Annotated in this window: 17 protein-coding genes and 2 pseudogenes; 8 read left to right on the plus strand and 11 right to left on the minus strand. The window is 70.2% G+C overall.

Translation table 11 applies throughout. From position 1 onward, the window contains the following. Positions 1-47: 47 nt before the first annotated feature. Positions 48-272: pseudogene (locus ACVNF4_RS04210) on the minus strand (3-phosphoshikimate 1-carboxyvinyltransferase); the annotation flags it as partial. A gap of 112 nt (positions 273-384) precedes the next feature. Here ACVNF4_RS04210 and ACVNF4_RS04215 point away from each other — a divergent pair. The 4 genes and pseudogenes from ACVNF4_RS04215 to ACVNF4_RS04230 form a co-directional block, all read left to right on the plus strand. After that, positions 385-501, plus strand: a pseudogene (locus tag ACVNF4_RS04215) (EamA family transporter); the annotation flags it as partial. Between the two features lie 166 nt (positions 502-667). Continuing rightward, positions 668-1,576: a LysR family transcriptional regulator gene (locus ACVNF4_RS04220; RefSeq protein ID WP_461801284.1), complete on the plus strand. Its 909-nt coding sequence runs from the start codon at positions 668-670 to the stop codon at positions 1,574-1,576. A gap of 563 nt (positions 1,577-2,139) precedes the next feature. Beyond that, positions 2,140-3,558 carry a S28 family serine protease gene (locus ACVNF4_RS04225; protein WP_461801285.1) on the plus strand — a complete coding sequence of 473 codons (1,419 nt, stop codon included), beginning with the start codon at positions 2,140-2,142 and terminating at the stop codon, positions 3,556-3,558. 180 nt (positions 3,559-3,738) lie between these two features. Beyond that, entirely contained in the window at positions 3,739-4,161 is a 423-nt protein-coding gene (locus ACVNF4_RS04230) for a DNA-binding protein (protein ID WP_461801286.1), read from the plus strand. Between the two features lie 166 nt (positions 4,162-4,327). Here the strand turns inward: ACVNF4_RS04230 and ACVNF4_RS04235 are convergent, their stop codons facing one another. The 4 genes from ACVNF4_RS04235 to ACVNF4_RS04250 all read right to left on the minus strand — a co-directional run bounded on the left by ACVNF4_RS04235 (position 4,328) and on the right by ACVNF4_RS04250 (position 10,361). Next, entirely contained in the window at positions 4,328-4,744 is a 417-nt protein-coding gene (locus ACVNF4_RS04235; protein WP_461801287.1) for a hypothetical protein, read from the minus strand. 149 nt (positions 4,745-4,893) lie between these two features. After that, the gene (locus ACVNF4_RS04240; protein ID WP_461801288.1) at positions 4,894-8,601 is read right to left on the minus strand and encodes an ABC transporter ATP-binding protein; all 3,708 of its coding nucleotides are present in this window, start codon (positions 8,599-8,601) and stop codon (positions 4,894-4,896) included. A gap of 64 nt (positions 8,602-8,665) precedes the next feature. Continuing rightward, entirely contained in the window at positions 8,666-9,916 is a 1,251-nt protein-coding gene (locus tag ACVNF4_RS04245; RefSeq protein ID WP_461801289.1) for an MFS transporter, read from the minus strand. A gap of 190 nt (positions 9,917-10,106) precedes the next feature. Next, positions 10,107-10,361, minus strand: coding sequence for a hypothetical protein (locus ACVNF4_RS04250; protein WP_461801290.1), 255 nt, complete (start codon positions 10,359-10,361; stop codon positions 10,107-10,109). 577 nt (positions 10,362-10,938) lie between these two features. On the opposite strand from ACVNF4_RS04250, the gene ACVNF4_RS04255 reads away from it, so the two are divergent. Then, on the plus strand, positions 10,939-11,934 hold the full coding sequence (locus tag ACVNF4_RS04255; protein ID WP_461801291.1) for a helix-turn-helix transcriptional regulator: 996 nt from the start codon (positions 10,939-10,941) through the stop codon (positions 11,932-11,934). An 11-nt stretch (positions 11,935-11,945) separates the two neighbouring features. Here the strand turns inward: ACVNF4_RS04255 and ACVNF4_RS04260 are convergent, their stop codons facing one another. After that, entirely contained in the window at positions 11,946-12,974 is a 1,029-nt protein-coding gene (locus tag ACVNF4_RS04260) for an esterase-like activity of phytase family protein (RefSeq protein WP_461801292.1), read from the minus strand. 61 nt (positions 12,975-13,035) lie between these two features. Then, positions 13,036-13,884, minus strand: a complete 849-nt coding sequence (locus tag ACVNF4_RS04265) for a serine hydrolase (protein ID WP_461801293.1) — start codon at positions 13,882-13,884, stop codon at positions 13,036-13,038. A gap of 273 nt (positions 13,885-14,157) precedes the next feature. On the opposite strand from ACVNF4_RS04265, the gene ACVNF4_RS04270 reads away from it, so the two are divergent. The 3 genes from ACVNF4_RS04270 (at position 14,158) to ACVNF4_RS04280 (ending at position 16,196) form a co-directional block, all read left to right on the plus strand. Further along, positions 14,158-14,964 carry an endonuclease I family protein gene (locus ACVNF4_RS04270; RefSeq protein WP_461801294.1) on the plus strand — a complete coding sequence of 269 codons (807 nt, stop codon included), beginning with the start codon at positions 14,158-14,160 and terminating at the stop codon, positions 14,962-14,964. Positions 14,965-15,141: 177 nt separating this feature from the next. Next, positions 15,142-15,750, plus strand: a complete 609-nt coding sequence (locus ACVNF4_RS04275; RefSeq protein ID WP_461801295.1) for a DUF7691 family protein — start codon at positions 15,142-15,144, stop codon at positions 15,748-15,750. A 59-nt stretch (positions 15,751-15,809) separates the two neighbouring features. Then, complete coding sequence (locus ACVNF4_RS04280; RefSeq protein ID WP_461801296.1) at positions 15,810-16,196, plus strand: VOC family protein; 387 nt, start codon at positions 15,810-15,812, stop codon at positions 16,194-16,196. Between the two features lie 19 nt (positions 16,197-16,215). On the opposite strand, the gene ACVNF4_RS04285 is transcribed toward ACVNF4_RS04280, so the two are convergent. The 4 genes from ACVNF4_RS04285 to ACVNF4_RS04300 form a co-directional block, all read right to left on the minus strand. Continuing rightward, on the minus strand, positions 16,216-17,274 hold the full coding sequence (locus ACVNF4_RS04285; RefSeq protein WP_461801297.1) for a methyltransferase: 1,059 nt from the start codon (positions 17,272-17,274) through the stop codon (positions 16,216-16,218). 106 nt (positions 17,275-17,380) lie between these two features. Further along, positions 17,381-19,063 (minus strand): thiamine pyrophosphate-binding protein, encoded by a 1,683-nt coding sequence (locus ACVNF4_RS04290; RefSeq protein WP_461801298.1) that lies wholly within the window; start codon positions 19,061-19,063, stop codon positions 17,381-17,383. Next, complete coding sequence (speB, locus tag ACVNF4_RS04295) at positions 19,060-20,031, minus strand: agmatinase (RefSeq protein WP_461801299.1); 972 nt, start codon at positions 20,029-20,031, stop codon at positions 19,060-19,062. The genes ACVNF4_RS04290 and speB overlap by 4 nt, the downstream gene beginning before the upstream one ends. Positions 20,032-20,103: 72 nt before the next feature. Beyond that, positions 20,104-21,573, minus strand: coding sequence for a sodium:solute symporter family protein (locus ACVNF4_RS04300; RefSeq protein WP_461801300.1), 1,470 nt, complete (start codon positions 21,571-21,573; stop codon positions 20,104-20,106). Between the last annotated feature and the right edge of the window lie 103 nt (positions 21,574-21,676).

Consider the following 21,676-nt stretch of genomic DNA (forward strand, 5'->3'; position numbering starts at 1 on the left):
GCGAGGGTCGGCAGGAAGTGGGCGGTCGTCGCGCCGTCCCGGCATTAGACGACGGACTCCGTCCTCGCCGGGCCCTGCGGGCGGCCGTCCACCTGCCAGGCGTCCGGCGAGCGGCCGACCCGGTAGCCGAGGCTGCCGAGCCCCTCGGCGAACCCCTCCGTGTCGTCCGAGCGCAGGGGGCGCACGAGGGTCGTGACACCGTCCGCCGCTGCGGCGAGGAAGAGGGCGCGGGCGGTGAGGGACTTGGAACCGGGGATGTCGACGAGGGGCATGCCCCTCATGATCTCGCGGAGGGGGTGTCGAGGGTGGGAGCGTCCAGGGGGTGGAACGAGAGTTTGTCAGGTCAGTGGCCCTCAGGTACGTCGCTCTCAGGTAGGTAGCTCTCAAGGAACCTCCGGGCCCCTCGGGGCATTTGCCCTCATCGTCGCCGGTGCCGCCTGCTGGGGTCTCTCCAACGTCCTGACCCGCAAAGCCGCCCCGCCCGACGCCCTCAACTTCATATGCCCGTGAAGTTGACGCCCCAGACGGCGGCGACGAGGACGGCGAGGAGGAGGAGGAGGAGGTGTGCTGGTCGCATGCGTCGAGGATCCGCTGTACGGACCGTGTAGCACCAGCGATGATTGCTGCACGACAGGATGAAGCAACGCTTACCTTCGGGAGCCCGGTCATGCTCGACCTCCAGCGCCTGCGCGCCCTGCACGCGGTCTCCGTCCACGGCACGGTCGGCGCCGCCGCTGCCGCGCTCGGGTACACCTCCTCGGCGGTGTCGCAGCAGATCGCCAAGTTGGAGCGGGAGACGCGGACGGTCCTGCTGGAGCGGGAGGGCAGGGGGGTGCGGCTGACCGACGAGGCGTGGGAACTCGCCGGTACAGCACAGGAGTTGCTGGCGATCGTCGAGCGCGCGGAGACCGGCCTCGAAGAGCGCCGGGGGCTGCCGGCGGGGCGGCTGACCATCGCCGTGTTCGCGTCGGCGGCGCGCGGGCTGATGCCGTCCGTCCTGGCGGACCTGGCCCGCCGGCACCCCGCCCTGGACGCCCGGCTGACCGAGGTCGACCCCCATCTGTCGGTGGACCTGGTGGCCAAGGGCGCGATCGACCTCGTCGTCGCCCACGACTGGGACATCGCCCCGCTGCCGTCCCCTACGGGTCTGGAGCAGGTGCACCTCGGGGACGACCTGTGCGATCTCCTCGTACCTGAGGACCACCCCCTCGCGGGTCATACGGGGGTGCGGCGCGAGGAGTTGGGCGGTGAGCGGTGGATCTGCCAGCCGCCGGGGCGGGTGTGCCACGAGTGGCTCCTGCGTACCCTGCGCTCTGCGGGCCACGAGCCGGACGTCGTCCATCAGGCGGACGAGAACCCGACGCTGGTGGCGTTGGTCGCGGCGGGGCTGGGGGTGGCCCTGATCCCTCGCCTGGGGCGTGGGCCCCTCCCGCCGGGCGTGGTCGAGGTATCCCTGGACCCGGTACCCGTACGCCATCTGTACGCCTTGTGGCGGAAGGGGGCGGCGCGGCGGCCGGCGATCGCGGAGACGGTGCGGACCCTGCGGGAGCAGTGGCCGAGGGTCACGGCTCGGTGAGGGAGCGGGCGTCGAGGGCGAGGGTCAGGGGCGCCCCCTAGGGGGAACCGCCCGCGCAGGAGGGAACCGCGCGTGCCCTCGCCACGTCCAATCCGAAACTGCCGGACGACACATCGTGGTGCGGTGTCGGAACTCGCGGCTGGCCGTGATCACCGACGCACCCTCTCCGCCGCACCGCAGCCGGCAGCGTGCCGTCATCGGCGTGCCCCCCTCCAAAGCGCCGATGGCGGCCCCCTGGTACGTAACTCCTCATGTCTGTAAGGCCGGTCGGCGGATTCAAGGCCGCAGGGTGGGCCGCTGCGCGCGGGGATCGGGGTGTCGACATCGAGGCGGCCCGGTCCACCGCTCCCCCACTGACGACGCCGGGTGTCGATGCTGGTCGCGGGGCATCGGCTGGTGGTGCGGGAGAGCGGGTGAGGGAGTGGAGGGGGCGGTGCGGGCGTGGAGTTGACGGGGCCGGTTCGGGAATCAGCGCCCCCGATGCCCTCTGGTGCCACGGCCGTCGCTCCGATACGTTCCGCCGACACGTCAACTTCACAGGTATGCAGGGAGGGTGCACGCGCATGCGCAAGGCGCTCAGATGGCTGCTCGCGCTCACGGTGCTGATAAGCACGCTGGGCACGGCGACGGCGGCGACCGCCGCCGGACCGGAGGCCACCGACATCAAGGACCGGCTGCTGGCGATCCCGGGCATGAGCCTGGTCCAGGAGAAGCCGTACCCCGGTTACCGCTTCTTCGTGCTGAACTACACCCAGCCGATCGACCACCGGCACCCCTCCGCCGGGACGTTCGAGCAGCGCATCACGGTGCTGCACAAGGACGTGAGCCGGCCGACCGTCTTTTACACAAGCGGTTACAACGTCTCCACGAACCCGGGCCGCCGCGAGCCCACCCAGATCGTGGACGGCAACCAAGTCTCCTTGGAATACCGGTACTTCACCCCGTCCCGGCCCGCCGAGCCCGCCGACTGGAGCAAACTGACCATCTGGCAGGCCGCGAGCGACCAGCACCGCATCTTCGAGGCGCTGAAGCCGGTCTACTCCAAGAAGTGGCTCTCCACGGGCGGTTCGAAGGGCGGCATGACCGCCACGTACTACGAGCGCTTCTACCCGCGTGACATGGACGGCGTCGTCGCGTACGTGGCCCCCAACGACGTGGTGAACGACGAGGATTCGGCCTACGACCGGTTCTTCGCGACGGTCGGCACCAAGGAGTGCCGTGACCGGCTGAACGGGGTGCAGCGGGAGGCGCTGGTGCGCCGGGAGCCGCTGGAGAAGCGGTACGCGGCGTACGCGGCCGACAACGGGTACACCTTCACCACCGTCGGCAGCCTCGACAAGGCGTACGAGGCCGTCGTCCTGGACTACGTGTGGGGCTTCTGGCAGTACAGCCTGCTGTCCGACTGTGACACGATCCCGGCGGACGCGAAGAACGCGACCGACGACGAGATCTGGAACTCGGTCGACACGATCTCCGGCTTCTCCTTCTACACGGACCAGGGTCTCGACCAGTACACCCCGTACTACTTCCAGGCGGCCTCCCAGCTCGGGGCGCCCACCATCCACTTCCCGCACATCGAGCGGAAGTACGTCCGGTACGGGTACCAGCCGCCGTCGAGCTTCGTGCCGGCGAGCGTGCGCATCCCGAGGTTCGACCGGTTCGCGATGGCCGACGTGGACAACTGGGTGCGGCACAACGCCCGGCAGATGCTCTTCGTGTACGGCCAGAACGACCCCTGGGGCGCGGAGCGGTTCCGGGTCGGCAAGGGCACGAAGGACTCGTACGTGCTGACCGCGCCCGGGCTGAACCACGGCGCGAACGTCGCCGGTCTCGTCCCCGACGAGAAGGAGTTCGCCACGGCCCGCATCCTGGAGTGGGCGGGTGTCCCGGCCGGTGCCGTGGAGGCGGCGAAGCCGCTGGCGAGGTTCGACGCGAAGCTGGATGTACGGGACGTGGAGCGGGAGCCGGCGCTGCGTCCGTGACGGTGAGTACTGGACGGTGAGTACTACGGGATACCCGTAGTACCTGAGAGCCACCCCGACGGCCGACCGGCCCACATTCCGGTCGGCCGTCGTGTGTCGGGACTGACCGTCCGACCCTCTTGAACAACTTGTTCAACATAAGGAGTTGACGTCTCTTTGTTCAACTCCGATGCTGGAGCCATGACTTCGGATCCCTTCACCGCACCCGACCCCGAACAGGCCCGCGCCCAGCGCGTGTACCCCTCGCTCTTCCGGATAGCCGAACGGCATGCCGCCACGGAGGCGCAGCGTGCCCGGCAGACCAACCCCGCGATCCTCGCGCCGCACGAGGCGGTGCGGCTGGTGGCGTTCCTGCTCAGCGGGGCGGCACTGAAGGAGGACGGGGAGGCGGACGTCGACCGGGCCGACATCACCGCCGCGCTGACGCTTCTGCCGCTCGTGCGGGCCGAGTTGGACGAGTTGGAGGCCGGGCTCCTCCAGATGTCCCGGGGACGTGACATGACCTGGCAGGAGATCGCGTTCGGCCTCGGCCTGGGCACACCGCAGGCGGCCCGGCAGCGGTACGAGCGGCTGGCGAGCCGGGCGGAGGACGGGGGCGAGTAGGCGGACGTGAGCCTACCGGCCCGGCACGTCGACACCGTCCCCCCATCCAGCACGCCAACGCCGCCGCCAACTCCCCGTGGATCAGGCTCCGTTGCCCTCAGGGCCCGAAACGCTGCCCTCCGCTCGCCGGGCAACCATCAGGACAGGCACCCGACTTGGCGGCCCGTCAGCACAGGATCCAGCCCGACTTGACCTGGCCGCGCCCCACTTGCCCCTCCACCCGCACGCATCTGTGTCCCGCGTGGACCGTGACGGCCGGGGAGGTGCGGGTGTCGGTCCAGCCGCGGCGCACGGGGGCGTTGCCCCGGGCCTGGACGGTGACGGAGATGCTCTGCTTCACCCCGGGGCGTGCGGCGAGGGTGACCGCGCAGACGTACCCGGGGCGTTTGTAGACGAAGACCGTGCCGGTGGAGAAGGGGAGCGTGCGGACCTTGCGGCCGGAGCAGGCCGTGGGGACGGGTGGCTTCGCGGCCGTGCCGGGGGCCGCCGCCGCGACGGTCGGGGTCGCCAGGGCGAGCAGCCCCGACGCCGTGAGGACGGCCGTCACCAGTGCCAGTCGTCGTCGTGCCGCGCGTTTCTCCATGGTCCCCACCCGCGAGTCGTCCGCCCGTACTGATGTACGGACGCACGGCGTGTGTCGTACGGTTGCACGACCGTCACGAGAACACGGTGTTCCGGTTCCCTCACGTACCCCCTGAGGGGGACACCCGCGGCTCCCTCCGCCGGGGTAGGTCACGGGGACACGGCGTCGGCCGGTTCGCCGACGAACGTCCGCCACAGCACCGCGTACCGTCCGCCCCGGGCGAGGAGTTCCTCGTGCGTGCCGTCCTCCGCGACGCGTCCGTCGGCCATCACGACGACCCGGTCGGCGCGGGCCGCCGTGGTCAGCCGGTGGGCGACGACGAGGGTGGTACGGCGCCCCGCGAGCCGGTCGGTGGCCTGGTTGACCTGCGCTTCCGTGGCCAGGTCGAGGGCCGCCGTCGCCTCGTCGAGGAGCAGGACGTCGGGGTCGACGAGTTCGGCGCGGGCCAGCGCGACGAGCTGCCGCTGCCCGGCGGAGAAGTTGCGTCCGCGTTCGGCGACCTCGTGGAGGTAGCCGTTCTCCAGGGTGGCGATCATCTCGTGCGCCCCGACGGCCCGCGCCGCCGCCTCCACCTCGGCGTCGGTCGCCTCGGGCCGGCCGTACGCGATGGCGTCGCGGATCGTCCCCTGGAAGAGGTACGCCTCCTGGGGGACCACCCCGAGACGGTGGCGGTACGACGTGAGGTCCAGGTCGCGCAGATCGGTGCCGTCGGCCAGGACCCGCCCGGACGTCGGGTCGTAGAACCGGGCGACGAGCTTCACGAGCGTCGACTTCCCGGCGCCGGTCTCGCCGACGAACGCGACGGTCTGGCCCGCCGGGATCCTCAACGTGACGCCACCGAGGGCCTCTTCGTCGTCGGTGTAGGCGAAGTGGACGTCCTCGAAGGCGATTTCACCGCGCAGCGAGCGCACGCCGAGGGGTTCGTCGGCGGACTTCGTGGACGTCGGCTCCTGGAGCAACTCCTGGATGCGGCCCAGCGATACGGATGCCTGCTGGTAGCCGTCGAAGACCTGGGAGAGCTGCTGCACGGGCGCGAAGAACAGGTCGATGTACAGCAGGTAGGCGACGAGCGCGCCGGTCGTCAGCGTCGCCGCCTCCACCCGGCCCGCGCCCGCGACGAGGACGGCAGCGGCGGCGGCGGACGACAGGAGCTGCACGAAGGGGAAGTAGACCGAGATGAGCCACTGTCCGCGCACCCGGGCCTCGCGGTAGGAGGTGCTGCCCGCCGCGAACCGGGCCGCGCCGTCGTCCTCGCGCCGGAACGCCTGGACGATCCTGAGGCCGGCCACCGCCTCCTGGAGGTCGGCGTTGACGGTGGAGATCCGCTCCCGGGCCAGCTCGTAGGCGCGCACGCTCGCCCGCCTGAAGTAGTACGTGGCTACCACCAACGGGGGAAGGGTCGCGAAGACGACCAGCGCGAGCTGCACGTCGATGACGACGAGGGCGACCATGATCCCGAAGAAGGTGACGACGGAGACGAACGCGGTGACGAGCCCGGTCTGCAGGAACGTCGACAGGGCGTCCACGTCCGTCGTCATCCGGGTCATGATCCGGCCGGTCAACTCCCGTTCGTAGTAGTCGAGTCCGAGCCGCTGGAGCTGGGCGAAGATCTTCAGCCGCAGGGTGTAGAGGACGCGTTCGCCGGTCCGCCCGGTCATCCGGGTCTCGCCGATCTGCGCGGCCCACTGCACGAGCACCGCGAGGAGCGCGAGGAGCGACGCCGCCCACACCGCGCCGAGCGCCGCCTCGGTGACGCCGCTGTCGATGCCGTGCCGGATCAGGACCGGCAGCAGCAGGCCGACGCCCGCGTCCGCGGCGACGAGTCCGAGGCTGATGAGCAGCGGCGTGCGGAATCCGCGCAGCAACTGCCGTAGTCCGTAGGACTGTTCGGGGGTGACGGCGCGTGCCTCGTCGATGCCGGGGGTGTCGGTCGCCGGGGGCAACGCCTCGACCTGGGCCAGGAGTTCAGGGGTGGAGGGGGCGCCCGAGAGGGCCGCGTCGGCGGTGCCGCGCTCCCCCGCCCACAGCCGGGGTGTGATGCCGCGCTCGGCGTCGAACTCGGCGTCCAGTTCGTCGCGGACGGTCGTGTCCTCGACGGTCGAGGCGGGCTGGGTGTGGCCGGGGCTGACGCCGCCGAGGCCGTCGGGGTCGGTCAACAGGCGCCGGTACAGCGGGGATCGGCGTTCCAGCTCGTCGTGCGTGCCGATGTCGGCGAGGCGTCCGGCGTCCAGGACCGCGATGCGGTCGGCGAGGTTCAGGGTGGAGCGGCGGTGGGCGATGAGCAGGGTCGTACGGCCGCTCATGACCTGGGCGAGCGCCTCGTGGATCTCGTGTTCGACGCGGGCGTCGACGGCCGACGTCGCGTCGTCGAGGACGAGGAGGCGGGGGTCGGTGAGGATGGCGCGGGCGAGGGCGACGCGCTGGCGCTGGCCGCCGGAGAGGGTGAGGCCGTGTTCGCCGACCTTGGTGTCGTACCCGAGAGGGAGGTCGCTGATGAAGCCGTGGGCCTGGGCGGCGCGGGCGGCGGTCTCGATCTCGGCGTCGGTGGCGTCGGGACGGCCGTAGGCGATGTTGCGGCGGACGGTGTCGGAGAAGAGGAAGGAGTCCTCGGGTACTAGTCCTATGGCGGTACGCAGCGAGTCGTACGTGAGTTCCCGGACGTCGTGGCCGCCGATCAGGACGGCGCCGCGGGTGACGTCGTAGAACCGCGGCAGCAGCAGCGACAGGGTGGATTTCCCGGAGCCTGAGGCGCCGACGATCGCGAGGGTTTCCCCGGGGCGGATCTCGAAGCTGAGGCCGTCGAGAACGGGGCGTTCGTCGTCGTAGCCGAAGGTGACGTCGTCGAACTCGACGGTGGCCGGGGCGTCGGCGGGCAGTTCCTTGGTGCCCTCGCGCATGGTCGGCTCGGTGTCGATGAGTTCGAGGACGCGCTCGGTGCCGGCGCGGGCCTGCTGGCCGACGGTCAGGACCATCGCCAGCATCTTGACGGGGCCGACGAGTTGGGCGAGGTAGGTGGAGAACGCGACGAACGTGCCGAGGGTGATGTGGCCGCGGACGGCGAGCCAGCCGCCGAGGGCCAGCATCGCGACCTGGCCGAGCGCGGGGACGGCCTGAAGGGCGGGCGTGTAAAGGGAGTTGAGGCGGATCGTGCGCAGCCGTCCGGCGAACAGGCGGCGGCCGACCTCGCGCAGTTTGCCGGTCTCCTGGTCCTCCTGCCCGAACCCCTTCACCACGCGGACGCCGCTGACGGCGCCGTCGACGACTCCGGCGACGGCGGCGGCCTGGGCCTGCGCGTACCAGGTCGCCGGGTGCAGCCGGCGGCGGCTGCGGCTCGCGATCCAGATCAGGGCGGGGCCGACGGCGAGGGCGACGAGGGTGAGCGGGACCGACAGCCAGGCCATGATCACGAGGGAGATCACGAACAGGGCGATGTTGCCGATCGTCATCGGCAGCATGAAGAGGAGGCCCTGGATGAGCTGGAGGTCGCTGGTCGCCCGGCCGACGACCTGGCCGGTGGACAGCTCGTCCTGGCGGCGGCCGTCGAGGCGGGTGATCGTCCCGTACATCTCGGTGCGCAGGTCGTGCTGGACGTCGAGGGCCAGGCGGCCCCCGTAGTACCTGCGTATGTACGTGGTGACGTACACCAGGAGAGCTGCCCCGAGCAGGGCGCCCGCCCAGGGGGCCATCGAGCGCGTGTGGTCGCCGATGACGTCGTCGATGATCACCTTCGTGATCAGCGGGACGACCGCCATGACCGCCATACCCGCCAGGGACGAGCCGAGGGCCAGGAGCGTGTCCTTCGGATACCGCCAGGCGTATCCCGCCAGCCGCCGTGCCCATCCCCGTTGCGCTGCCACGCGGTGTCCTCCTGCAAGAAACGAATGCTTTCCCGGAAGGCACCAACGCGGACAGAGCCGGATTTCATCCCGCCGCAACAATTCCAGCGGCGATCTCCTCCTCCTTCACGTTCTCCTCCGCTGTGCGGCCGGACAGGCAGAAGACCGTGCAGCCCGCCGCGATCACGGCGGCGACGTACCAGTTCAGCCCCGGCAAACCGAGCGAGCCCGAGAGGTCGAAGAGCACGCCCGCGAGCAGCGAGCCCGCCATGTTCCCGGCGCTGCGGAAGAAGTGCATGGCGCCCATCGCCTTGGCGAGCCGGTCCTCGGGCACCTTCCGCGCCACCCACATGTCGAACGAAGGCACGAAGAGGATGTCGCCGAGGACGACGACGAGGCACCCGGCGAAGACCCAGGGCACGCCGCGTCCCACACCGAACGCGAGGAAGGCGAGGGTCATGCCGGTCAGCCCGACGGCCATCACGGTGCCCGGCTCCAGGCGCTTGATCAGGACCTTGAACAGGGGGTACTGGAGTACTAGTACCACCAGACCCGTGATCCAGAAGGGCGACGAGGGGGCCCACTCGGAGGCGTACTTCTCCATGTGGAGCGGGATCCCGACGACAAATCCGATCGACAGGAACCAGAACACGGCCGAGAGCAGGAAGTAGCGGGTGGCTCCGCGCACCTCGATGCCCTTGAAGACGGCGGTGCTGAAGACCGGCGGCTTCGGCGTCGTACCCGTAGTACTTTCGTCGCTCTCCGTAGGGGCTGTGGGGGCCGCGAAGCCGTCGCGCGGGATGAACGCGGACGACGCCAGGCAGAAGCCGATGAAGATCGCGAAGACGACGGAGAACAGGGTGCGCAGGTTCAGGTCGACGACGAGGCCGCCGATCAGCGCTCCGCCGAGGAGACCGACCTGGGCGGCCATCTGGAACGTCGAGAACGCCTTGGGTCGCTCGTCGTCCGGGTAGGAGACGAGGATGTTCTTGAGGCCGGGGAAGGCGGTGCCCGAGCCGAAGCCGATGAACAGGGCGAGTGCGCTGTAGGCGGCCACCCCGTCGGCGAAACCCATCGCGCCGAGCGCCGTCGCCTCCAGTGCCGTCCCCGCGAAGACCGCTCCGCGGATGCCGATCCGGGCCGCGGCCCCCTCGTAGAAGAAGGTCGCGGCGAGCCGACCGACGTACGTCATGCACATCACGACACCGGCCCAGATGCCGCTGTCGGTGCCGCCGAGGGAGGCGACGAGCACCGGGAACCAGATGTAGTTGCCGATGTGGGCGAGGAAGATGCCGGCGTTGACGCCGATCAGCGCCCGCCTGCGTTCGGGGGTCACGGGGATGCCTTTCTGCCGGTCTCCGCGGCGGCGCGGAGCGCGGTGATCGCCTCGGCGAGAGCGGGGCGGTGGAGAGCGCCGCGCACGGTCGTGCGCGGCGGCAGGGCCGTCAGGGGTACTAGGGGGTTGATCAGGTTGTACGCGGCGGGCGCGGCGGCCCTTAGGGGATGCGCCCCCGAGGTGTCGCCGCTCAGCTCGTCGAAGCAGCGCCGTCCGGCGACGGTCGCCCGGCTGCGCAGCGGCTCTTCGCGGGGACGGCACTGGAGGCGACGGCGCTCGACGCGGTGACCGCGTACCCGCAGTGGACGATCTCGGGGTGGGGCCGGGGTGAACCCGTACGACCCGCCTCGGTGGTGACGCCGTGGGCGCTGTCGGGGTCCAGGCTCGGGATCGCCACGTCGGCGACGGTCGTACGGGCACGGGCACGGGCACGGGTACGGGTCACCGCGCGACCTCGGCCTTCAAGCGCACTCGAAGTTGCTGCGCGAGAGGCGGGTGACGGCGACGCCGGGCTCTTCTTGTGGGCGAGGTCGCCGCGGAAGCCGGCAGGGTCCCCCCGGCCGCGGGCCGCGCACTCGGTGATCTCGCCCTTTTCCCAATCGGCCTGCATCTCGAATTCGATGCCACGGACGAGGTACTTGGGGGCTGCCACGGCAAGGGGCATCGACAACACTCCTTTGATTTCCGGTAAAACCTGTCGACAGGCATGCGGAATTTTCCATGCGGCGGTAAACGCGCACCGGAAATTCTCCGAATTGGGCGACAGGAACTGCCTTTTGAGGGATCGTCAGCACTCTGCCCCGGCCGACTCGGCACCGGCGGTCACGACGGCGAGGACGCCGAACTGGCTGGCGAGCCCGCGGGCCAGGACGACGTCTTCATTCTCGATCCCCCTGTTGAATTCGGGCGGCCACCCTCGGGTGCCACCCGCTCACAGAAAGACTGCCCTCTGCGACAAGGTTGCCGAAAGACTCGGCAGGGTTCATGATCGTGCGTTGCAGATGCCAGAAGGGGACACGGGGATGTGCGGCAAAACAGGCATGGACGGAGCGGGACTTCAACCGGAACTCTGTTCCGCGGGAATCACGTTCTACCGGAACGCGGTACGGCAGGGCAGGGCCGGCCGGGACGGGGTACCGGAATGTCTGGAGTCCCTCGGCCTGCTGACACCCGCCGTGGACGACCCGGAGGCCGTAGTACCCGTACCCCCTGAGATGGCCACGGTCGCTTTGACCCGGCCGCTGGAGGAGCAAGTCCTCCAGCGGCAGCAGGAGATGGCCGCCATCCGGACGACGATGATGCAGGTGCAGAGTGTCTACCGGGATCTCCAGGGACGTGACGGCGGGTCCGTGCAACCGCTGACCGGGGAGTCGGTGATCATCGCCGCGATCGACGAGGCGGTCCGCCGCACCCGGGTCGAGGCGCTCTCCGCGCACCCCGGCGGCGGCCGTCCGCAGCGCGCTCTCGTCCAGGCGCTGCCGCTCGCGCTGGAGGCCCGCGAGCGGGGTGTCCGGCAGCGCCGGCTGTACCAGCACACCGTCCGCACGCACGGTCCCACCCTCGACTACATCAGGGCCGTCACCGACGTCGGCGTCGAAGTCCGCACCGTGGACGAGGTGTTCGACCGGCTGCTGGTGTACGACCGGTCGGTGGCGTTCATCCCCGACGCCGAGAAGCCGCACCGCGACCACGCGCTGCGCGTGACCGATCCGGGTGTCGTGCACTTCCTGGTCTCGGTGTTCGAGCACGCCTGGGAGCGTGCGCAGGCCGTCGTCTACGCGGACGACCAGCAGCGTCCGCGGCTGCTCACCGACGAGACACGTCTACGCGTGTTGCGCCTGATGGTCGACGGCTGCACGGACGCGGCGATCGCGACCAGGCTGGGCATGAGCACACGCAGCGTCGCCAGCCACCTCAAGAAGGTCTCGGACATACTGGGCAGCAGGAGCAGGGCGCAGTTGGCGTACCTGACGGCGCGGAGCGGGCTGCTGGACGAGCCCGTAGGGGACGAGCCGTAGGGGGCGCGGCCTCAGCACACCCTCACCCTCAGGTAGTAGAACCGCGTCGTCTGAACCGCGTTCTGGTTGTCGTCACTGACCAGCGTCACCCGCAGCCGCCCACCGGCCACGCCGGTGACGGCCATGCCCTCGATGTTGTCGAGCAGCGGGTTCGGCTGGGGCTGCTTCGCGGTGGCACCGAGGCTCGGGCAGTCCGCGATGTCGGCGAGGAGCGTCTTGCGGACGACCCTCACCTCGGGCTGCCCGGTGAGGTACTCCACACCGCTGGTGTCCGTCGCGCGGCGCGGGTCGGCGAGGTAGAGGCGGACCGTGTTGCCGACGCCGGAGGTGAACCCCCGCTCCAGGACGAGGAGTTGTCCGTCGGGCAGCGCCTGCACCTCGGGCACACCGAGGCCGGCGTCGGTCCGGTACGCGTACTGCGCGCCGAGCGCGAAGCCCTTGCCGTGCCGCTTCCAGGTCTGGAACCGGACGGTCCCGGCGGCGTCGCCGCTGAGCGCGTACTCCATGGACGCCAGCAGCGTCCGGCCGCCGTCCGCCCAGGTCAGCCCCTCGAAGGTGCCGTTGGACACGGCACGCCCGGCGGGCGCGACCTGGAGTGCGGCGGGGACGGGCAGCCGGTCGAGGACGCGGCCCGCACGGTCGTAGCGGCGTACCGACGGCTCGGTCTCGGAGGTGATCAGCCGGGTGCCGTCCCGGTCGATGACGAGCCCCTCGGAGTCGAGGGCCGTGCCCTTCTCGTCTGCGAGCTGAACGACTTTGCGGGGCTGGAGAGTTCGCCGGTCGAGGGAGAAGAGGGCCGACCGGTCGGAGAGGGCGGCGAGAGTGCCGTCCGGATCGAGGGCGAGCGCGGAGAAGTTGCCCGCGAAGGTGCCGTCGTACGTCGTCTTGTCGAGGGAGTCGGAGAAGCCGTCGATGGCGACAGCGGGCGAACAGGCTTTGGCGTCCGCCGAGTTGACGGCCGCGGCCGGGCCTGCGGCGGTCAGTGTGGTGGCCGCCGCCAAGCCGGCGGTGAGGGTCGCGAGTACGGTTCTCAGGCGCATGGACGGCACCGTAGGACGAGCCGGTGTCGTCCGGGAGAACGGCACGCCAAGAGCGCCGGTTTCAGGACGCCTTGAGGGCCGCGTGGATCACCTTGGCGACGCCCTGGATGGTCGTGATCCCGTAGTTCATGGTGCTGTTGCCGGTGGTGAGCACGGTCATCGTGTAGTCGTGCCCGCCGCCCGTGAAGGTGCCGACGCTGTGCACGCGCCAGGTGTTGTCGGTCGTCCGCTGGAGCCAGCCGTTCTTGACGCGGACGGCGACACCCGCCGGTGCGCCGTAGGGGGTTCCCCAGCGCTGGGACGAAATCACCTTGCTCATCAGGTCGTTGGCGTAGGCGCGGGAGGCGTCGGTGAGGACGGTGTTCTTCGCGTGCAGCAGCTTCAGGAGCTTCTGCTCGTCGGTGACCGTGATCTGGGTGAGGCCCCAGTAGCCGTTCGCGCCCGGCTTCGTCTGGGTCATCGCGGCGGCCTTGAGGAAGTTGCTCACCTTGGTGACGCCGAGCTGCTTCCACAGGGTGCTGGTGGAGGCGTTGTCCGACTTGGTGATCATCGCGGTCGCGAGGGACTTCTCGCGGGCGGTGAGGGAGCGCTTCGACTTCTGCGCGTCCCAGAGAAGGGTGGAGAGAACGGTTACTTTGACGACGCTCGCCGAGTCGTAGGCCGAGGAGGCGCGCAGGGTGCAGTTGGTGCCGGTCGTACGGTCGTAGAGGCCGACGGCGACGGTGCCCTTGCGGGAGGCGAGCGCGGCGGTGATGTCCTTCTTGAGTTTGGTCGCGAGGGCCGCCTTGGACGACGTGCACGTCACGGCGGGCGCGGCTGCCGAGGCCGGGGCGACGGCGGTTATGAGCAGGCCGGTACCGAGGGCGGCGACGAGGGCCGCTCTGGCACGTCTGGAAGTCGACTGAGTCATACCAGGGTTGACTCATACGTTCGAGTCGACGGTTGCACGGGCGATCGAAACATTTGGACAACGGTTGCACAACGCGTTACCGCCCCCTTGCCCTGAACCGGCCCCGCGCTCCACGGCTCAAGCACCCCACACTCGGTCAACTCGCGTAGATCACCACCGATTTGCCTTTTCTTGACACCGAACAGACATGCCGGATTCATTTACATGACCTCATGTGCATGTCACTCTCGCCCTGTTGCCCCCCACTCAACACGCGTAGACAGGACACTCCTTATGCTGGCGACACGCATACGCCGCCGCTGGAAGCCGGTGGCTCTGACGACCGCAGCGGTTCTGGTGGGCCTCGCCGTCCCCGCCGTGACGGCGACCCCCGCCTCCGCCACGACCACCGCGTACGACTCGACGTACTACAAGAACGCGGTCGGCAAGACGGGTTCGAGCCTGAAGTCCTCGCTGCACACGATCATCAGCAGCCAGACGAAGATCTCGTACTCGGCCGTGTGGAACGCGCTCAAGGCGACCGACCAGGACCCGAACAACAGCGACAACGTGATCCTGCTCTACAGCGGCGTCTCGCGCAGCAAGTCGCTCAGCGGCGGCGACACCGGCGACTGGAACCGTGAGCACGTATGGGCCAAGTCGCACGGCGACTTCGGTGAGGTGACCGGCCCCGGCACCGACCTGCACCACCTGCGCCCGGCGGACGTCAGGGTCAACAGCACCCGGGGGAACCTGGACTTCGACAACGGCGGCAGCGCCGTCACGGGCGGCGGTGGCAGCAAGGTCGATTCGGACTCCTTCGAGCCGCGCGACGCGGACAAGGGCGACGTCGCCCGCATGATCCTCTACATGGCCGTCCGCTACGACGGCGGTGACGGCTTCGCCGACCTGGAGCCGAACGAGAGGGTCAACAACGGCAGCAACCCGTTCATCGGCAAGCTGTCCGTCCTCAAGGCGTGGAACGAGCAGGACCCGCCGAGCGCCTTCGAGGAGCGCCGCAACCAGGTCATCTACGACACGTACCAGCACAACCGGAACCCGTTCATCGACCACCCGGAGTGGGTCGAGGCGATCTGGTAGCAACCGGTACCGGCAACACGGGCCTGGGCCCTCCCTCGTCTCGGGGGAGGGCCCGTCCCATGCGCCGGCCACATCTCAAGAAATCCCCGACTGCCCTTTCAGGAAAGGAAGTTGGCCTTCCGCCACCGGGCAACGGATCATGGGCGGAGCGGCCGAGCGGGAGGGGACGGGACGACGGTGAGCTATGCCCTGGAGATGAGCACGGGGGACATGCGCCAGGTGGTGCGGCTGCTGACGGCGGTGGAGCGGACGCCGGAGCAGGAGGAGCACCTCGGCAAGGTGCGGGAGCGCTGCAAGACCCTGGACGTCAGACTTCAGAGCCAGGGCGTCGACTTCGAGGTGCCGGTGATCCGCGCGCTGGAGGAGCTGATCGACGGCGCCCCGTCCCGGCACATGTGCCCGTCGTACACGTACGCCTTCCACGAGGTCGTGACGTCCTGCTTCTCGTACACCACCGACCTGGGCATCTGGCGCCGTATGTCGTGGTTCCAGACGGTCTCCAACGACCTTGCGCGCAACGGGGTTTCACCCGACCTCCTGCCCGAGGCGTTCCTCTTCTCCGGCCCGCCTCTCCCCCTCCCCCGCACCGGCGACGCCCACCCCCGGATCGGCACCCTCTCCATGCGCCGGGCCGCCGAGGCCGCGACCGCGTACACCGCCGTCCTGGACCGGGTCCACCCCGACTGCCAGGACACGGTCCGCCGCTTCACCGAGGCGTTCCGCTTCGAGGTGGACGACTGGCGGCCCCGCTCGACGGCGGACACCCTCTTCTTCTGGTTCGACTGAACCCCTCCGGTCCGGCCGGGTTCCTCCGGTCCGGCCGGCCAAAGCCCTAGGCTCACTCCATGATCGCCGACCTGGAGTGCGTGGTCCTGGACTGCCCCGCCCCCGCCGAACTCGCCGTCTTCTACCACGCGTTGCTCGGCGGTACGGTCGACCGCCCGGACCCGCGCTGGTCGCTGGACGAGGACTGGTCCACGCTCCACACCCCGTCCGGCCTGGTCCTGTGCTTCCAGCGCGTCCCGGACCACCGCCCCCCGACCTGGCCGGACCCGGACCGCCCCCAGCAGCTCCATCTCGACTTCGGCGTCGACGACTTGGACGAGGCGCAGGCCCAACTCCTCGCCCAGGGAGCCGAGATCCTCGACTCCGGCTCACCGGACCGCAGTTGGCGCGTCTACGCGGACCCGGCGGGTCATCCCGTGTGCCTGGTCCGCCGACGCCACGCCTGACGCCACTCCCGGCGTCATGTCAGGCCGCCACCGCCTCCACCGCCGACAGCACCGTCTCCGTCGGGATCACCCGCGCCAACTTCAGCCCCGCCGCCTCGAACAGCGCCGCGAAGTCACTGGCAGTGCGCTCCCGGCCGCCGAGGGACGCCATCATCATGATGTCGAGGGTCTTGGACTGGTGGGGTGCGTTGCCGGGCGGGACGACGGCGTCGAGGACGAGGACCCGGCCACCCTGGCGCAGGGCGCGGCGGCAGTGGGTGAGCAGGGTGACGCAGTCGTCGTCGGCCCAGTCGTGGGTGATGCGCTTCATCATGATGACGTCGCCGGCGGGCACGCCGGTGAAGAAGTCGCCGTCCTCCAGGGCCCAGCGTCCGGCGATCTCCTCGTCCCCGGCCAGCCGGTGGCCCGCGAGGACGTGCGCGCGGTCGTACAACACCCCTTCCAGTCCTGGATTCTGACGGAGCGTCTCCTGGAGGAGGCCGCCGTGACCGCCACCCACGTCGACGACCGTCCCGGTGGCCGGGAAGTCGTACGCGGCGGCGATGACCGCGTTCTCGGGGTCGGACATCGCGGCCATGCCGACGTGGAAGACGGCGGCCGTCCGCTCGTCCCGCGCGAAGTGCTCGAAGAACGGCATCCCGAACATCACGTCGAACGCGGGCAGTTGACCGGTGAGACAGCCGGCCAGCTCGCCGGCGGGCTGCCACATGCTCCGGTCCGTGATCATCTGGACGGCGCTCCGCGCGGAGCCCGGCACGTCGCCGCGCAGCGCCTGCCCCGCCTCGGTCAGGGTGAACGCGCCGCGCGTGTCCTCCTCGACGATGCCCCGGGTCGCGAGCAGCCGCAGCACACGGTAGAGCCCGCGCTCGTCCGCGCCGGTCGCGACGGCGAGCTGGGCCGGGGTACGGGGGCCGTCGGCGAGGTGGTCGGCGACCCCGGTCTCGGCCGCCGCGCGCAGGGCGGCGGGGTGGAGGAAGCCGAGCGCCTCGTCGATGAGGAAGGCGGCGGAACGGCGCAGGGCCTCGCTCTCCTGGTCCTTGTCCGTTCCGGTTCCCCGACCAGCTTCGCCCTGCCGCATACCGTCCTCCTCATACCGAAAGCCCAAAGTAACCCTCTCGGCACTCAGAGTGACAGATCATGGGGGTGATGCGGAACGCCCGAAAGAGCCAACCTCTCTCGTGTCCCTACAGATGCGTCGGCGCGAACATCCGCAGCACCGCCGGCAGCACCACCACCGAAGGACCGGGCTGCGCAAGGGACTTGGCGAGATCCTCGGCGAGCGTCGCCGGCGTGGTCCGCACCCCGGGCACCCCGAACGACTCGGCCAGCGCCACGAAGTCGGGACGGGCCAGCTCGGTCCCGGTGGCCTCGCCGAACGCGTCGGCCATGTACTCCCGCAGGATGCCGTACCCGCCGTCGTCGACGATGAGCCAGGTCACGTCGTACCCGTACTGCCGGGCCGTGGCCAGCTCGGCGATCGAGTAGAGCGCGCCGCCGTCCCCGGACACCGCGAGGACGGGCCGGGTCGGATCGGCGGCGGCGGCGCCGAGCGCGGCCGGGAACGCGTACCCGAGTCCCCCGGCGCCCTGGGCGGAGTGCATCAGGTTGGGGGCGCCCGCGTCGAACCCGGCCCACGCCCAGTACGCGAGGATCGTCATGTCCCAGAACGACGCGGCCTTCTTCGGCAGCGCGCGCCGGACGGACGCCAACACGTCCTGTTCCAGGCCGAGTTGCTGACCGGCGAGCCGCTCCCCCACCTTCGCGAGCAACTCCCTTACCCGCTCCGGCGCCCCCGGATCGTCCCGGTCGTCGACCGTTTCGAGGAGCGCCTGCACCGCGAGCCGCGCGTCGGCGTGGATGCCGAGCGCCTGGTGGTTCGACTCCAGCTTGCCGAGGTCCGCCTCGACCTGGACGACCCGGCCGCGCGGCCTGAACGTGTGGTAGTTGGAGGAGAGTTCACCGAGCCCGGAACCGATGACGAGCAACACGTCGGCATCTTCGAGGAGTTCGGTGGTGTGCCGGTCCTCCATCCACGACTGGAGGGACAGCGGATGGTTCCAGGGGAACGCGCCCTTGCCGCCGTACGTCGTCACGACCGGCGCCGAGAGCCGCTCGGCGAGCTTCCGAAGCTTCCCGGAGGCGTCCGCGCGGACGACGCCCCCGCCGGCGACGATCACCGGACGCTCGGCGCGGGAGAGCAAGTCGGCGGCGAAAGCGGTGAGTTCGGGCCGTGGCGCCAGCTCCTCCGGGGTCGCGTCGACGCCGGTGACGACGGGGAGCGCGGCCGGGGCGAGCAGGATGTCCTGCGGGATCTCCACCCACACGGGTCCGTGCGGCGCGGTCAGTGCCGACCGCCAGGCGTCCGCGATCGCCGAGGGGATCTGGGACTGGCTGCGGACGGCGTGGACGGACTTCACGACTCCCCTGAACGAGGCTGCCTGGTCCGGGAGTTCGTGGAGGTAGCCGTGGCGTCCGCCGCCGAGGCCGGCACGCGGGACCTGACTACAGACCGCCAGCACGGGAGCCGACGCCGCTGCCGCCTCCTGGAGCGCGGCGAGCGACGTCAGCGCACCCGGACCGGTCGACAGCAGCAGCGGGGCCACCTCGCCCGTGACCCGCCCGTAGGCGTCGGCCGCGAACCCGGCGTTGTTCTCCACCCTGAGACCGACATACCTGAGAGTGGACCGGCGCAGCGCGTCGAACATGCCGAGCGCGTGCTGTCCCGGCAGTCCGAAGACGGTCGTCGCGCCGAGCCCGGAAAGCGTTTCCACAACCAGGTCCCCGCCGATCCGCCCGGCGGGAGGGTTCAGCGCGGCCTCGGTCTGGGCCGCCGTGGGACGCAGGACGAGGTCATGGTCGTGAGTCACTGTGCGCGGGCCTCGGCAATCTGGCGGGACATGAGGGTGACCAGCTCGTACGCCGTGTGGGAGGCGGCGACGGAGGTGATCTCGGCGTGGTCGTAAGCCGGAGCAACCTCTACCACATCGGCGGAAACGAGGTTGCACCCGGACAGCCCGCGCAGAATCTCAAGGAGCTCCCGGGACGTCATACCTCCGGCCTCAGGGGTACCCGTACCCGGCGCGTGCGCGGGGTCGAGGCAGTCGATGTCGATCGACACGTACAGCGGCCGGTTCCCCACCCGCTGCCTCAGCTGGTCGGCGACCTCGTCGACGCCGCGCCGCATGACGTCGGCGGAGGTGACGATGCCGAAGCCCATCTTCTCGTCGTCGGTCAGGTCTTGCTTGCCGTACAGCGGCCCCCGGGTGCCGACGTGGGAGAGCGCCGACGTGTCGAGGATGCCCTCCTCGACGGCGCGGCGGAACGGGGTGCCGTGCGTGTACTCGGCGCCGAAGTAGGTGTCCCAGGTGTCGAGATGGGCGTCGAAGTGCAGCAGGGCGACCGGGCCGTGCTTCTTCGCGACGGCCCGCAGCAGCGGCAGCGCGATGGTGTGGTCGCCGCCCAGGGTCATCAACCGGGCGCCGCTGTCGAGGAGTTGGCCGGCCGCCGCCTCGACCGTCTCGACGGCCTCGTTGATGTCGAACGGGTTGACGGCGATGTCGCCGCCGTCCGCGACCTGCGCGAGCGCGAACGGCGAGGCGTCCTGCGCCGGGTTGTACGGCCGCAGCAGCCGCGACGCCTCCCGGATCGCGTTGCCGCCGAACCGCGCCCCCGGCCGGTAGGAGACGCCGGAGTCGAACGGCACGCCCACGACGGCGACATCGGCCTTGCCGCCGACCTCATCGAGCCTCGGCAGCCGTGCGAACGTCGCGGGTCCGGCGTAGCGGGGGATCCGCGAGGAGTCGACGGGTCCGCGCGGCGTCTCGTGCTCAGCCATGGTCAAGTTCCTTCTTCCTCACGCCTGTCGGCGTTTCCTTCACACGCCTGTCGGCGTTTTCCTGAATGCCTTCTACGACGAGGTCGTCGCCGTACGAAGCTGTCGGTCCGTCAGTTCCGTGCCGTGCCCGGCCAGTCGCTCGCGCCAGGCGGCGAGGACGGCCGCGTCGGTCGGCGGGGTCGCGAGCGAGACGACGGCGTAGGCTGCGAGGGACGCCAACAGGCCGTAGTACACAGGCTCGTTGGCGAGGATCCCGTAGGACGCCATCAGCGCGATCACCGAACCGCCGCCGACCACGACCGAGGCCAGCGCGCCGTGCACGGTCCCCCGCTTCCACAGCAGCCCGCCGAGGATGGGGACGAGAAGACCGCCGACGAGCAGGTTGTAGGCGACGGTGAGCGCCTCCACCACGTTGTTGAGCGCCACCGCCGTACCGATCACGGCGACGCCCATGACCAGGATGAACAGCCGGTTGTCGCGGACCTCGTCACCGCTCTCGCCCTCACCGGCCCGGCCCCGCAGCCGCGCCCAGATGTCGTTGTTCGCCACCGTCGCGCAGGCGATGAGCGCGCCGGACGACGTCGACATCACCGCCGCGAGCGCCGCCGCCAGCACCAATCCGCGTACACCGACGGGGAGTTCGTCCTTCACGATCGTCGCGAAGGCGTCGTCCGCCGAAGTCAGGTTCGGATACAGCACCTTGGCCGCCGTGCCGATGACGGCGCCCGCGACGGCGTACGCGAGGCAGTACGAACCCGCCACCGTGCCGCCCCACTTGGCGGTGCGGTCGCTCTTGGCGGTGAACACGCGCTGCCAGATGTCCTGGCCGATCAGCATGCCGAAGGTATAGATGAGGACGTACGTGAAGACGGTCTCGCCGCCGATGCCCAGCGGGTCGAAGTACGACGTCGGCAACTCGTCGCGCATGGCGGCGAATCCGCCCGCCTTGACGACCGCGATCGGCAGCAGGAGCAGCAGCACGCCGATCGTCTTGACGACGAACTGCACCATGTCCGTCAGGGTGATGGACCACATCCCGCCGAGGGTGGAGTAGGCGACGACGATCGAGCCGCCGAGGACGATCGCGAGGGTGCGGTCCATGTCGAAGAGGACGTCGAAGATCGTGGCGTAGGCGATGGTCGAGGTGACCGCCAGCATCAGGGTGTAGGCCCACATCACCACCCCCGAGACGATCCCGGCCCCGCCGCCCCCGTACCTCAGGTCGAGCATCTCGGAGACGGTGTACACCTTGAGGCGGGCGATACGGGCGGAGAAGAAGACGCTCAGGGCTAGCAGGCCGAGGCCGATGGTGAAGACCATCCACGCGCCGGAGAGGCCGTACTTGTACCCGAGACCTACGCCGCCGATGGTGGACGCGCCGCCGAGGACGATCGCCGCCATCGTCCCGGAGTACATCACAGGGCCGAGCCGGCGCCCGGCGACCAGGAACTCACTCTTGGAGCGGGCGCGGCGCATGCCCCACCAGCCCATGGCCAGCATCCCGGCCAGGTAGACGACGATCACGGTGTAGTCGACGGCCATGGAATCCCTCACTCAGGCTGCGCGCCCGGGGGCGCTCGTTGTCGCCGTGCGGGTGACGGACTACGACATTAGGTGGCCGGAAAGAGACTGCGAAGTGTACGTT

This window comes from Streptomyces sp. S6, assembly GCF_054880855.1.

Excerpts from the sequence above, each read along its gene's own strand:
- ACVNF4_RS04265 (WP_461801293.1), bottom strand. The coding sequence starts at position 13,884 with ATGACTCAGTCGACTTCCAGACGTGCCAGAGCGGCCCTCGTCGCCGCC.
- ACVNF4_RS04220 (WP_461801284.1), top strand. The coding sequence starts at position 668 with ATGCTCGACCTCCAGCGCCTGCGCGCCCTGCACGCGGTCTCCGTCCAC.
- ACVNF4_RS04260 (WP_461801292.1), bottom strand. The coding sequence starts at position 12,974 with ATGCGCCTGAGAACCGTACTCGCGACCCTCACCGCCGGCTTGGCGGCG.
- ACVNF4_RS04285 (WP_461801297.1), bottom strand. The coding sequence starts at position 17,274 with ATGCGGCAGGGCGAAGCTGGTCGGGGAACCGGAACGGACAAGGACCAG.
- ACVNF4_RS04235 (WP_461801287.1), bottom strand. The coding sequence starts at position 4,744 with ATGGAGAAACGCGCGGCACGACGACGACTGGCACTGGTGACGGCCGTC.
- ACVNF4_RS04300 (WP_461801300.1), bottom strand. The coding sequence starts at position 21,573 with ATGGCCGTCGACTACACCGTGATCGTCGTCTACCTGGCCGGGATGCTG.
- ACVNF4_RS04280 (WP_461801296.1), top strand. The coding sequence starts at position 15,810 with ATGATCGCCGACCTGGAGTGCGTGGTCCTGGACTGCCCCGCCCCCGCC.
- ACVNF4_RS04270 (WP_461801294.1), top strand. The coding sequence starts at position 14,158 with ATGCTGGCGACACGCATACGCCGCCGCTGGAAGCCGGTGGCTCTGACG.
- speB (WP_461801299.1), bottom strand. The coding sequence starts at position 20,031 with ATGGCTGAGCACGAGACGCCGCGCGGACCCGTCGACTCCTCGCGGATC.
- ACVNF4_RS04225 (WP_461801285.1), top strand. The coding sequence starts at position 2,140 with ATGCGCAAGGCGCTCAGATGGCTGCTCGCGCTCACGGTGCTGATAAGC.
- ACVNF4_RS04255 (WP_461801291.1), top strand. The coding sequence starts at position 10,939 with ATGTGCGGCAAAACAGGCATGGACGGAGCGGGACTTCAACCGGAACTC.
- ACVNF4_RS04230 (WP_461801286.1), top strand. The coding sequence starts at position 3,739 with ATGACTTCGGATCCCTTCACCGCACCCGACCCCGAACAGGCCCGCGCC.